Here is a 12,766-nt window from a genome sequence, read left to right on the forward strand (position 1 = left end):
AGGTTTCAAATTAAAACCAGTTGTACGGTAGAGATCATGGTTTTATATTGCAACCACATTTTCTGCTGACAGCTTGCGAGCTCAATCATGGTCAAACGCACAACCTTTGCTGACAACGAGTGCCCGGTCGCTCGTTCGCTGGACGCTATTGGCGACTGGTGGTCATTGCTGATCGTGCGCGATGCCTTCGACGGTATTCGGCGTTTCGGCGAGTTCCAGCGCAGCCTCGGCATGGCCAAGAACATCCTGTCTGCACGTTTGCGCTCGCTGGTGGCCCACGAGATCTTCGAGGTGGTCCCGGCATCGGACGGCAGTGCTTACCAGGAATATGTGCTGACGGAGAAAGGGAAGGGCCTGTTCACTCTGATCATTGGCTTGCGACAGTGGGGCGAGGCGTTTTTCTTTGAGGCGGGGGAGCCACATTCACGGATGGTGGATCGGGAGAAGGGGCAGCCAATCAGGCCTTTGGAGTTGCGTTCGGAGGATGGGCGGTTGCTCGGGCCTGAGGATTGTCGGCGTATCGCCGCCGAGTGAAAAAATGGCTGCATGCCGTTTGGGCACGCAGCCATCGAGAGGCATCAGCGCAGGCTGCCGACCATCTCCGCAATCGTCGACAACACATCCTTGCCCAACTGCATCGAACGTTTGCCGGACCAGCCGGTGAGCGCATTCGGTGCGTCGTTGTTGTCCTTGAATGGCATTTCCAGGGTCAGCGACAGGCAATCGAACTTCTCGCCGACGCTGTTGCAGGCCAGGGTCATGTTGGCCTTGCCTGGCTCGTCGCGGGTGTAGCCGTGGGTAGTCTGGAAGTCGCGAGTCAGGTGTTTCAGGTGGCTACGGAAGTGCTCTTCGAGTTTTGCGATTCGCAGCGTGTAACCCGGGTTGCCTTCGCAACCGGCGGTGAACACGTAGGGGATTTCTTCATCGCCGTGGATATCGAGGAATAGGTCGACGCCGTACTCTTCCATCTGTTGTTGAACGAACAACACTTCCGGGCTGATCTCCTGACTTGCACTCTGCCAGGCGCGATTGAGGTCCTGGCCCATGGCGTTGGTACGCAAGTGACCATGGAAGGCGCCGTCCGGGTTCATGTTCGGCACCAGGTACAGGTCGGCACTGGCCAGTAGTTTGATCAGCTCAGGGTCATTGTGCTGTTGCAGACGCTCGATGACGCCTTCCATGAACCACTCGGCCATGTGTTCGCCAGGGTGCTGCTGAGCGATGATCCATACCTTGCGCTGGCCTTCGGCACCGCTGCCTTTGCGCAGCAGTTGAATGTCGCGCCCTTCGACGCTTTTACCGGTGGCCAGCAGCTCGGTGCCAGCCTTGCTCAGCGCTTGCTCGATCAGCCAGTCGTGGCGTCCGCGGCTGTAGGGTTCAAAGTAGGCGAACCAGGCGTGAGTTTCGGTGGCTTCGAGGCTGAAGCGCAGGCAGTCGCCTTCAAAGATCGTCGGTACACGGAACCAGTTCACGTGGTCATACGAGGCCACCGTCTGGTATCCATCCCATGCCTTGTTGTAGGAGGATTTACTGGCGTTGTTGAGGCGAAACCAATGTTCCTGGCCGACGTGCAGACCACTGGCCTTGAAGTGAAACCACTGGAGATGCTGACTGCGGGTGTCGGGTTTGATGGCCAGCAATGCCTGCAACGGATTGCTGAGGTCCAGCACCTCAATGTTGCCGCTGTCGAAGTTGGCAGTGATATCAAAGGAGCGGTGAGCCACGGTCATAATCTATTCCTGAGTATGATTTTTATGGCTGCTACTTTACACGCAAGGATGGGGAAAACTGAGGGTAATTTACGCGGGATAAAGCGGGGGGCGTCGTCCTTGACGCAGCAGCAGCTTAGTGTTTATGCGATTGGTTCTCAAGTGCTATTTTCTGCTGCTTATAGCCTGTGTTTGAGCGGTTTGTTGCAAAAAGATGCTCTTTTGATATCATCCGCGCCATCGAATTTAGCAACACCAGTCTTCATTAGCCTGAAGCCATAGCCAGAATAACTGGCAAAAAAAAGACCCGGCAAAAAGCCGGGTCAAAAACCGTGATTAGCCTGATGAGGAGATATTCCAGGAGTCCGACCTAAGGTCTCTTGGTCTATCGACCGATCTCGCGATCAGTTGCTTGCAATAATAATCATTATCATTTGCAAATCAAATGTTTTCATCAGCCTTATTGGAAATATTTTTCCTGTGGCTTTCCCAAACGTCTGCAACGCGACTCAAATCGCAGCGTTCACTTCGCTTTTTTTCCTGTTCAATCTTTCTGGTCTCCGTCCAGGGACCTGTCCACCATGGCCTTGGCCATGTCGATCATGTGTACCACTGAAAACGCCAGGTCGCGGCTTGCACCATGCAGGTTGTCCGCCGACTCATAAGCGGTCGCTGCTGCACAGCGCAGCAAGTCCGACGCATGGACCAGAGCCTCTTCGCTGCTGATGTTACGGTTTACATCGAAGAATCGTTCCGCGACTTCGAACTCTGAAACAGTTGGTTTCAAGTAATAGTCGAGGGCGCGCTGGGCCGCTGCACAGCCCTTGAGCGAAGTGAAGTTCGCGTCGATTTCCTGTTCTGTCGAGTCTTTGCGGGTGATATCCATGCTGGGTAATGCTCCGTAGGTGGGGCGAATGAGTAATCTGAATCCTAGTACCAATTGTATTTATGACGAGAAATTAAATACTACAATATGTGTGTTGAGGGTCCGTCTACGCGAAGTATTGTTCCGCCCATGGATAAATGGATTGAATTGGTCAAGGCCAAGATGAGTGAACTCAAAATCACTCAGGAAAAACTCGCAGAGCGTCTCGGGATGTCTCAGGGCGGTATCGGCCATTGGCTGAACAAGCGTCGTCAGCCCAGCCTTGAGGACATGAACCGGGTGCTTCAGGAACTGGGATTGGGGTTTCTCGAAGTTGCCCTGGTGATCAGGGAGCCTGAGGTTGCGCAAGACGATGCCGAAGCGGATGACTACGAAGTGTCGTTGGCGCAAAAGTACAACCCGTACTTCCGCTACCCGGTCAGTGATTGGCGCGGTATTGGCGAAGTGCGCGAGCCTGCGCCGGCCGCTTATGCCAAGGGCCGCTACGAGTTATCGGATTATCACGCTCAAGGTCCGGCGTTCTGGCTGGTCGTGGTCGGCGATGCGATGACTGCGCCGAGCGGCATCAGTATTGCGCAAGACATGCTGATTCTGGTCGACCCGGCGGTTGAAGCCGTGCCCGGCAAACTGGTGATCGCGCAATGGCCTGACAGCGCCGAAGCGACGTTCCGCAAGCTGATCGAAGAGGGCGGCCAACGCTATCTCGTGCCGCTGAATCCGACTTACCCGAAAGCCCTGTTTACCGACGAGTGTCGAATCATTGGTGTAGTGGTGCAGGCAACTGCCAAGTTCTAGGCTCTGTACGAAAGCTGCCTGCGCGTCGACCAGACTGCGTTAAAAACAGGCTCGAAATGCTCATTTAGGGGCCTAAACTCCGCTTTCTCGCCTGTTTTTGCCTTGCCTGATCGCCGCTCGGCGAGTTTTCGTACAGACCCTAGTCAGACAGGTCCTACGGCGTAGGACCTGTCATCAGACCGCGACTACTCCAGCTCCACCAGCACGCTGCCTTCGTTGACCATCTCGCCTTCCTGGCAATACAAGGCTTTGACCACGCCAGCATGGGGTGCACGAATGCTGTGCTCCATTTTCATGGCTTCCAGTACCACCAGTTGTGCCCCGGCTTCGACTGTTTGCCCCGGCTCCACCACTATACGGACGATACTGCCATTCATTGGAGCGGTCAGGCCGCCGTGATGACTATGGCTGGCTTCCACAGCGGCGATAGGGTCGTAAGGCTTGATGCAGCGCAGCTCACCTTCCCATTCCAGGTAGAGGGTTTCACCGTGACGGATTGCACGATGTTGACGGCGCAAGCCCTGATGCTCAAGCAGCAATTGTTCACCGTTGAGCTCGGCGTTACGCGTGTCGGCTGGCGCCAGGGTGAATGCTCGGTCTTGCCCTTCGCAACTCAAGTGCAGCGTGGTTTCTGCTGGCAGCCCGGCACGGAAACCACTGCCAACGGCCCAAGGTGAACTCGGGTCATCGGTGCGTACGGTGTGTGCCTGGCTTTGCGCAAAAGCCTGAGCGGCGGCTTGCCAGAACTCATCGCTGAGTTCGCTTGGTGTTGGCAGCAATTGTTCCTGATAGCGTGGGATGAATCCGGTATCCAGTTCAGCCGCCGCGAAGGCCGGGTGACCGACGATTCTGCGCAGAAAGCTGATGTTGGTTTTCAGACCGCCAATGGCGAACTCATCGAGCATGCTCAGCAGTCGCAGCCGTGCCTGTTCACGGTCCTCGCCCCAGGCGATGAGTTTGCCGAGCATCGGATCGTAGAACGGCGAAATGCTGTCGCCTTCCTCGACACCGCTGTCAACGCGCCGTCCGGGACCTGCGGCTGGCTCACGGTACAGCGCCAGGTGTCCGGTGGCTGGCAGGAAATCATTGCTTGGGTCTTCAGCATACAAGCGCACTTCAATCGCATGGCCGAGCAACGGCACCTGCGCCTGAGTCATTGGCAGCGGCTCGCCTTGGGCGACGCGAATCTGCCAGGCCACCAGATCGAGGCCGGTGATGGCTTCCGTGACCGGGTGCTCGACCTGCAAACGGGTGTTCATCTCCATGAAGAAGAACTCACCACGTGAATCCAGCAGAAACTCTACAGTGCCGGCGCCGACGTAACCGATGGCCTGCGCCGCACGGACTGCCGCGTCCCCCATGGCCTTGCGCAGTTCCGGGCTCAGGCCGGGCGCAGGTGCTTCTTCGACGACTTTCTGGTGGCGACGTTGAATCGAGCAGTCGCGTTCGTTGAGGTACAGGCAATGGCCATGCTGATCAGCGAAGACCTGGATTTCCACATGGCGCGGTTTGAGCAGGTATTTCTCCACCAGCATCCGCGAATCGCCGAACGAAGACTGGGCTTCACGCTGGGCCGAGGCCAGGGCTTCGGCCAACTGGCTGACGTCCTCGACCACTTTCATGCCTTTACCGCCACCGCCGGCAGTCGCCTTGAGCAGCACCGGATAGCCGATGCGCTCGGAAGCTTCGCGGAAGGTTTCCAGGTCCTGGGCTTCGCCGTGATAACCCGGCACCAGCGGTACGCCAGCGGTTTCCATCAAGGCTTTGGCGGCGGATTTGCTACCCATGGCGTCGATGGCCGAAGCGGGTGGACCGAGGAAAATCAACCCGGCGGCTTCAATCGCGCGGGCGAATCCGGCGTTCTCCGAGAGGAAGCCATAACCTGGGTGAATCGCCTGGGCGCCGCTGGCCTTGGCTGCCGCGAGCAGTTTGTCGATTTGCAGGTAGCTGTCAGCGGCTTTGCTGCCACCCAGGTCGACGCGAATGTCCGCTTCGCGACTGTGCCGCGCGTCACGGTCGGTGGCGCTGTGCACGGCCACGGTGGTCAGGCCCAATGCCTTGGCGGTGCGCATCACTCGGCAGGCGATTTCGCCACGGTTGGCCACCAGCAAGGTGGTGAGAACAGGGGCGCTCATCAACGCGGCTCCTTGGTGGTGATTTCAGGCTGCCAGCTCGGCGGACGTTTTTGCAGGAACGCCCGCAAGCCTTCCTGACCTTCAGGGCTGACACGAATTCGGGCAATGGCGTTTTCGGTATAGCGACGCAGCGCCGGGGTCAGCTCACCGTTGCCGACTTCGCGTAACAAGTCCTTGCTGGCGCGCATGGCCTGAGGGCTGTTGAGCAGCAGATTACTGATCCAGCGCTCGATCTGCGGCTCAAGCTCAGTGGCCGGATAGCTTTCGCTGAGCAGGCCGATTTCTTGAGCGCGTTGACCGCTGAAGCGTTCTGCGGTCAGCGCATAGCGACGTGCTGCTCGCTCGCCAATGGCTTGCACAACGAACGGGCTGATCACCGCCGGTGCCAGCCCGATGCGTACTTCCGACAGGCAGAATTGCGCGTCATCGGCACCAATCGCCATGTCGCAGCAACTGATCAAACCGAGTGCGCCGCCATAGGCCGCACCTTGTACCACCGCCAGCGTCGGGATCTTCAGCTTGGCCAGGTTGTACATCAGCTCTGCCAGCTCGCGCGCATCGTCGAGGTTGGTGTGGTAATCGAGTTCGGCCGATTGCTGCATCCAGGCAAGATCAGCGCCAGCGCTGAAATGCTTGCCGCGCCCACGTACCAGCAGAAAGCGCAGGCTCGGGTTGCTCTGAACCTTGTCCAGCGCGAGGATCAGTTCGCGGATCATTTCGGCGTTGAAGGCGTTGTTTTTCGCTTCGCGACTCAACCACAGCGTGGCGAAACCACGTGGGTCGGTCAGCAGTTCCAGGGTATTGAAGTCGCTCATGGTCGTCTGGCTCCAGATTACATGCGGAACACGCCGAAGCGGCTCGGTTCGATAGGTGCATTCAGCGATGCGGACAAGGCCAGGGCCAGCACGTCGCGGGTTTGCGCGGGGTCAATGACGCCGTCGTCCCACAACCGGGCGCTGGAGTAGTAGGGGTGACCCTGCTCTTCGTACTGGTCGAGGATCGGTTGTTTGATCTCGGCTTCCTGCTCGGCGCTGAAGCCTTGGCCACTGCGCTCGGCTTGTTCGCGCTTGACCTGCACCAGCACGCCTGCGGCTTGTTCGGCGCCCATCACGCCGATTCGCGCGTTCGGCCACATCCACAGGAACCGCGGATCGTAGGCCCGTCCGCACATGCCGTAGTTACCGGCGCCGAAGCTGCCGCCGATGATCACGGTGAATTTCGGTACTTTGGCGCAGGCCACGGCGGTGACCAGTTTTGCGCCATGCTTGGCGATGCCGCCGGCTTCGTATTTCTGACCGACCATGAAGCCGGTGATGTTTTGCAGGAACAGCAATGGAATCCCGCGCTGGCACGCCAGTTCGATGAAGTGCGCGCCTTTCTGTGCGGCCTCGGCGAAGAGGATGCCGTTGTTGGCGAGAATTGCGATCGGGTAGCCGTGCAGATGCGCGAAACCGCAGACCAGCGTCGTACCAAACAGCGCCTTGAACTCATCGAACACCGAGCCGTCGACCAGGCGGGCGATGACTTCACGTACATCGAACGGCTGCTTGGCATCGGCCGGCACTACGCCGTACAGCTCATCGCTGGCGAACAGTGGGGCGATCGGTGTGCGTTGCTGCAATTCGCCGAGCTTGCGCCAGTTGAGGTTGGCGACGCTGCGTCGAGCCAAGGCCAGCGCGTGTTCGTCGCTGTCGGCATAGTGGTCGGCCACACCGGAAATCTTGCAGTGCACATCGGCACCGCCGAGGTCTTCGGCGCTGACCACTTCACCGGTAGCAGCCTTCACCAACGGCGGGCCAGCGAGGAAAATCGTTGCCTGCTGACGGACCATGATCGCTTCATCGGCCATGGCTGGCACATAAGCACCACCGGCGGTGCAGGAGCCCATGACCACGGCAATCTGCGGGATGCCCATGGCGCTCATGTTGGCCTGGTTGAAGAAAATCCGCCCAAAGTGTTCACGGTCCGGGAACACTTCATCCTGACGCGGCAAATTGGCGCCGCCAGAGTCCACCAGGTAGATGCATGGCAGGCGATTCTGCTGGGCGATGGTCTGGGCGCGCAGGTGTTTTTTTACCGTCAGCGGGTAGTACGAACCGCCTTTCACCGTGGCGTCGTTGGCGACGATCATGCATTCGACGCCTTCGACTCGGCCGATGCCGGCGATCACTCCAGCGGCGGGAACGTCCTCACCGTAAACCTGGTACGCGGCCAGTTGGCTGATTTCCAGAAAGGGCGAACCTGGGTCGAGCAGGCGATTGATCCGCTCGCGGGGCAGCAGTTTGCCCCGTGAAGTATGTCGTTCCTGAGCCTTGGCGCCGCCGCCTTGCTGGACCTGGGCGAGCAGGGTGTGCAGGGCGTCGACCTGGGCAAGCATCGCCGCGCTGTTGCTGGCGAACTCCGCCGAACGTGGGTTGAGCTGGGTGTGCAGGATTGCCATGGACAGCTCCGTTAGCGGGTTTCGTTGAAGAGTTCGCGGCCGATCAGCATGCGACGGATCTCACTGGTGCCCGCGCCGATTTCATACAGCTTGGCGTCACGCAGCAGACGGCCAGCCGGGAATTCGTTGATGTAGCCGTTGCCGCCCAGAATCTGGATCGCGTCGAGGGCCATTTGTGTGGCGCACTCGGCGCTGTAGAGGATCACACCGGCAGCGTCCTTGCGGGTGGTTTCGCCACGCTCGCAGGCCTGAGCTACTGCGTACAGGTAGGCGCGGCTGGCATTGAGTTGGGTGTACATGTCGGCGACTTTGCCCTGGATCAACTGGAATTCGCCGATGCTCTGGCCGAACTGTTTGCGGTCGTGGATGTACGGAACGATGAGGTCCATGCAGGCTTGCATGATCCCGGTCGGGCCGCCGGAAAGCACCACGCGCTCGTAGTCGAGGCCGCTCATCAGCACTTTCACGCCACCGTTCAGGATGCCGAGGATATTTTCTTCCGGGACTTCAACGTCGTCGAAGAACAGCTCGCAGGTGTTCGAACCGCGCATGCCGAGCTTGTCGAATTTGTTGCTGCGGCTGAAGCCTTTCCAGTCGCGTTCGACGATAAAGGCGGTGATGCCATGCGCACCCTTTTCCAGGTCGGTCTTGGCGTAGATCACATAGGTGTTGGCGTCCGGACCGTTGGTGATCCAGGTCTTGCTACCGTTGAGCACGTAATGGTCGCCGCGTTTGTCGGCGCGCAGTTTCATCGAAACCACGTCGGAACCGGCGTTCGGCTCGCTCATGGCCAGGGCGCCGATGTGCTCGCCGCTGATCAGCTTGGGCAGGTACTTGGTTTTCTGTTCGTGGTTGCCGTTGCGGTTGATCTGGTTAACGCAGAGGTTGGAGTGAGCGCCGTAGGAAAGGGCGACCGAGGCCGAGCCGCGGCTGATTTCTTCCATGGCCACCACGTGCGCCAGATAGCCCAGGCCGGCACCGCCGTATTCTTCTGGAACGGTAATCCCCAGCAACCCCATGTCGCCGAATTTGCGCCACAGGTCAGCAGGGAACAGGTTATCGATATCGATCTGTGCTGCGCGCGGGGCGATCTCTTTGTTGACGAAGGCGCGCACCTGGTCACGCAGCATGTCGATGGTTTCGCCGAGGGCAAAGTTCAGGGTCGGATAGCTCATGGGGCACCTTCAAACTTGTTTTTATAAATGGAGAATCGGCCTGCAAAGTACGCCGAATCGACTGTCACCTTTACGTTAACGTAAGCCTGTGACGAATGGCTGTCAATCACCCTTTACGTTAACGTCAACTTGAGCGAGAGTAGAGGCAGTTTCGAGGTTGAAAATAGAACCGATTACGAAGGAACAGGTAAGCCTGGTACCTGCAAAGGTTCAACCGTCTCACCCACTAAAAAAGACAATAGGGGTCGTCATGGATCAACACAGTGCTCACCCACAGCACAGCTACAGCCGTGGTTCGCAGGACAAAGCCTTGCTGGCGATGACCATTGGTCAGGCATTCGATAACACTGTCGCTAAGTACCCCCAGGGCGAAGCTTTGGTGGTGTGCCATCAGCAACTTCGCTACAGCTGGGCGCAATTGGCGCAAGTCGTCGATTTGCACGCCAGAGCACTGCTGGCGCTGGGCTTGCAGACGGGGGATCGTCTCGGTATCTGGGCACCCAACTGTGCCCAGTGGTGCATCAGCCAGTTCGCCAGCGCGAAGATCGGGGTGATTCTGGTCAACATCAATCCGGCTTACCGCAGTTCCGAACTCGAGTACGCACTGAAACAGTCCGGCTGCCAATGGCTGGTGTGTGCCGGGTCGTTCAAGACTTCCGATTACCACGCGATGTTACAAGGCCTGGTGCCGGAACTGGCCGAACAATCCATCGGCCGTTTGCAATCTGAGCGCCTGCCGGATTTGCGCGGTGTAATCAGCCTCGACGCGCAGCCGCCATCAGGTTTCCTGCCGTGGTCGCAGCTGGCGGACCTTGGCGCCGGGGTGCCGGTCGAACAGCTCAAGGCACGCCAAAACAGCCTGCATTTCGACCAGGCGGTGAACATTCAATACACCTCCGGCACCACCGGTTTTCCCAAAGGTGCGACCCTTAGTCACTACAACATCCTCAACAACGGTTACATGGTCGGCGAAAGCCTCGGGCTGACCGCCAATGACCGTCTGGTTATCCCGGTGCCGCTGTATCACTGTTTCGGCATGGTCATGGGCAATTTGGGTTGCGTCACCCATGGCAGCACCATGATTTACCCCAACGACGCTTTCGATCCGTTACTGACGCTGACCACCGTTGCACAAGAGAAAGCGACCGCGTTGTACGGTGTGCCCACCATGTTTATTGCCATGCTCGATCAACCGCGCCGTGCTGAGTTCGACCTGTCGACGTTGCGTACCGGGATCATGGCCGGGGCGACCTGTCCGATTGAAGTCATGCGCCGGGTTATCAGCGAGATGCACATGAGCGAAGTGCAGATTGCCTACGGCATGACGGAAACCAGTCCGGTGTCGTTACAGACTGGTCCGTCAGACGACCTGGAACTGCGCGTCACCACCGTCGGCCGTACCCAGCCACAACTGGAAAGTAAAATCATCGATGAAGCGGGCAATCCGGTTCCCCGTGGCACCATCGGCGAGCTGTGCACTCGCGGTTACAGCGTGATGCTCGGTTACTGGAACAACCCGCAGAGTACGGCCGAGGCGATCGATCAGGCTGGCTGGATGCACACGGGTGATCTGGCGACCATGAACGAAAATGGCTACGTCTGCATCGCCGGGCGTAACAAGGACATGATTATTCGCGGTGGTGAGAATATTTACCCGCGTGAGCTGGAAGAGTTCTTCTTTACCCATCCGGCAGTGGCAGATGTGCAGATTATCGGCATTCCCAGCGAGAAGTACGGTGAAGAAATCGTCGCCTGGATCAAATTTCATCCCGGTCACAGCGCTAGCGAACTGGAGCTGCAAACCTGGTGCAAGGCGCGCATTGCGCACTTCAAGACGCCGCGTTACTTCAAGTTCGTCGAGGAATTTCCGATGACCGTGACCGGCAAGATCCAGAAGTTCCGGATGCGTGAGATCAGTATCGAGGAGTTGAAGGTCAACAAGGGCTGACCACAACCCTGTGGGAGCTGGCTTGCTCCGGGCGGCGATCCAACGAAAGCGGTCTATCCGTCACATCAATGCTGGATGTGACGCCCCCTTCGCGAGCAAGCCCGCTCCCACAGGATAAGCGGCTAAAAACCCAAATGCCAGACAGCACAAAGGGGAGCCGAAGCTCCCCTTTAATTTTTTATTGCGTGCTCTTTTTTTATTATTAAGGGGCGGTCTGTTGTTGTTTTTGGCAACCGTGACCCTTTACAGCTGTTTTGGGCGACCCCCATCCGGGGTCAAGAGCAAACGTATTTTTTTGAGCGCTGACCTGCTTTTTCGCCAAGCGATCCAACCAGTTCGGGAGCTACCTGAAGGTAGTTTTATTGTTCTCTGCCCGGTTGCGGGTTACTGCAAGCAGCACCCTGAAAAGCACACCTTCTCCAAAAAAATCTGTTAGCTGCGTCTCTGCCGTGTTGTTCTTGTTATGTCAGAGTCGTTACGTCTTATTTTTATTTGGTTTGCTGCTTTTTATTCTTGTTATGCCATAGAGATAGCAGAAGCCGTGCCAAGTTTAAAAAATCCTTTAAAATCAAGTAATTAACATTTTGTAGGACAAATCGTTCATAAAAATTCGGTCAGATTGTTTCCGTGTTACTCGTTTTGTTGCGGGGGCGGTAACACCCCCGACACATCACTTCGCGCTGCGGGCCTTCGCCACACGCGAACCGGTAGTGCGGCCCAGCACGGTGCAGATCTGCTGGCCGGCCAGGATCAGTTTTTCCATGTCGACGCCGGTCTCGATGCCCAGCCCGTTGAGCAGGTACAGCACGTCTTCGGTGGCGACGTTGCCGCTGGCGCCCTTGGCGTACGGGCAGCCGCCGAGGCCGGCGATGGAGCTGTCGAACACCGCGATCCCTTCCAGCAGGCTGGCGTAGATGTTGGCCATGGCCTGGCCGTAGGTGTCGTGGAAATGCCCGGCCAGTTTGTCCCGTGGCACGTCGGCTGACACCACTTCGAACATTTTGCGTGTTGCGCCAGCGGTACCGGTGCCGATGGTGTCACCGAGGGAAACTTCGTAGCAGCCCATGGCGTACAGCTCGCGCGCGACCAGGGCGACTTGTGCAGGCGCTACATCGCCCTCGTAAGGGCAGCCGAGTACACAGGACACATAACCGCGCACGCTGACCCCGTGTTGTTTGGCGGCGTCCATGATCGGTACGAAACGCTCCAGGCTTTCGCTGATCGAGCAATTGATGTTGCGTTGCGAGAAGGCTTCGGACGCAGCCGCGAATACCGCGACCTCCTTGACCCCGGCAGCGATCGCGTCTTCGAACCCGCGCAGGTTTGGCGCCAGTGCGCCGTAGGTCACGCCGGGTTTGCGCTGGATCTGCGCGAAAACCTCGGCCGAGCCGGCCATTTGCGGCACCCATTTAGGCGAAACGAAACTGCCGACTTCTATATAGCCTAGGCCGGCGGCACTGAGTGCATCGACCAACCGCACCTTGTCCGCGACACTGATGGGTTGGGCTTCGTTCTGCAGACCGTCGCGTGGGCCGACTTCGATCAGGCGTACGTGGGTGGGGAGGGACATGGCAATGGACCTGTTGTGATTATTTGAATGTTCAGAGAGCCTTGTGGGAGCGAGCTTGCTCCGGGCGGCGATCCGACGATGAGGGCGTGATATTCAACATTGATGCTG

General features: G+C 58.2%; 10 protein-coding genes. 3 read left to right on the forward strand and 7 right to left on the reverse strand.

Annotation, left to right across the window (positions count from 1 at the left end):
• Nucleotides 1–87 precede the first annotated feature (87 nt).
• Nucleotides 88–534 carry a winged helix-turn-helix transcriptional regulator gene (locus NTD87_RS05245; protein ID WP_262112362.1) on the forward strand — a complete coding sequence of 149 codons (447 nt, stop codon included), beginning with the start codon at nt 88–90 and terminating at the stop codon, nt 532–534.
• A 44-nt stretch (nt 535–578) separates the two neighbouring features.
• Here NTD87_RS05245 and NTD87_RS05250 read toward each other — a convergent pair whose 3' ends face one another.
• Both NTD87_RS05250 and NTD87_RS05255 read right to left on the reverse strand, forming a co-directional pair.
• Nucleotides 579–1,730: a M14-type cytosolic carboxypeptidase gene (locus NTD87_RS05250; protein ID WP_262112364.1), complete on the reverse strand. Its 1,152-nt coding sequence runs from the start codon at nt 1,728–1,730 to the stop codon at nt 579–581.
• Between the two features lie 523 nt (nt 1,731–2,253).
• Entirely contained in the window at nt 2,254–2,595 is a 342-nt protein-coding gene (locus NTD87_RS05255; RefSeq protein ID WP_262112366.1) for a DUF6124 family protein, read from the reverse strand.
• Between the two features lie 129 nt (nt 2,596–2,724).
• Here NTD87_RS05255 and NTD87_RS05260 point away from each other — a divergent pair, with 129 nt between their 5' ends.
• A complete protein-coding gene (locus NTD87_RS05260) occupies nt 2,725–3,390 on the forward strand; it encodes a LexA family protein (RefSeq protein WP_262112368.1) in 666 nt (221 codons plus the stop codon).
• A 185-nt stretch (nt 3,391–3,575) separates the two neighbouring features.
• Here the strand turns inward: NTD87_RS05260 and NTD87_RS05265 are convergent, their stop codons facing one another.
• Genes NTD87_RS05265 through NTD87_RS05280 form a run of 4 tightly spaced genes read right to left on the reverse strand, consistent with a single transcriptional unit; the run spans nt 3,576 to nt 9,140 of the window.
• Nucleotides 3,576–5,525, reverse strand: coding sequence for an acetyl/propionyl/methylcrotonyl-CoA carboxylase subunit alpha (locus tag NTD87_RS05265; RefSeq protein WP_262112370.1), 1,950 nt, complete (start codon nt 5,523–5,525; stop codon nt 3,576–3,578).
• Nucleotides 5,525–6,340, reverse strand: coding sequence for a gamma-carboxygeranoyl-CoA hydratase (locus tag NTD87_RS05270; protein ID WP_262112372.1), 816 nt, complete (start codon nt 6,338–6,340; stop codon nt 5,525–5,527). Before NTD87_RS05270 ends, NTD87_RS05265 begins: the two co-directional genes overlap by 1 nt.
• 17 nt (nt 6,341–6,357) lie before the next feature.
• Complete coding sequence (locus tag NTD87_RS05275; RefSeq protein ID WP_262112373.1) at nt 6,358–7,965, reverse strand: carboxyl transferase domain-containing protein; 1,608 nt, start codon at nt 7,963–7,965, stop codon at nt 6,358–6,360.
• An 11-nt stretch (nt 7,966–7,976) separates the two neighbouring features.
• Nucleotides 7,977–9,140: an isovaleryl-CoA dehydrogenase gene (locus tag NTD87_RS05280; RefSeq protein WP_262112375.1), complete on the reverse strand. Its 1,164-nt coding sequence runs from the start codon at nt 9,138–9,140 to the stop codon at nt 7,977–7,979.
• 250 nt (nt 9,141–9,390) lie between these two features.
• On the opposite strand from NTD87_RS05280, the gene NTD87_RS05285 reads away from it, so the two are divergent.
• Nucleotides 9,391–11,088 (forward strand): AMP-binding protein, encoded by a 1,698-nt coding sequence (locus NTD87_RS05285; RefSeq protein ID WP_262112377.1) that lies wholly within the window; start codon nt 9,391–9,393, stop codon nt 11,086–11,088.
• Between the two features lie 670 nt (nt 11,089–11,758).
• Here the strand turns inward: NTD87_RS05285 and NTD87_RS05290 are convergent.
• Complete coding sequence (locus NTD87_RS05290) at nt 11,759–12,658, reverse strand: hydroxymethylglutaryl-CoA lyase (RefSeq protein WP_262112379.1); 900 nt, start codon at nt 12,656–12,658, stop codon at nt 11,759–11,761.
• Nucleotides 12,659–12,766: the final 108 nt, after the last annotated feature.

Source organism: Pseudomonas sp. 6D_7.1_Bac1 (assembly GCF_025465945.1).
Classification (GTDB): domain Bacteria; phylum Pseudomonadota; class Gammaproteobacteria; order Pseudomonadales; family Pseudomonadaceae; genus Aquipseudomonas.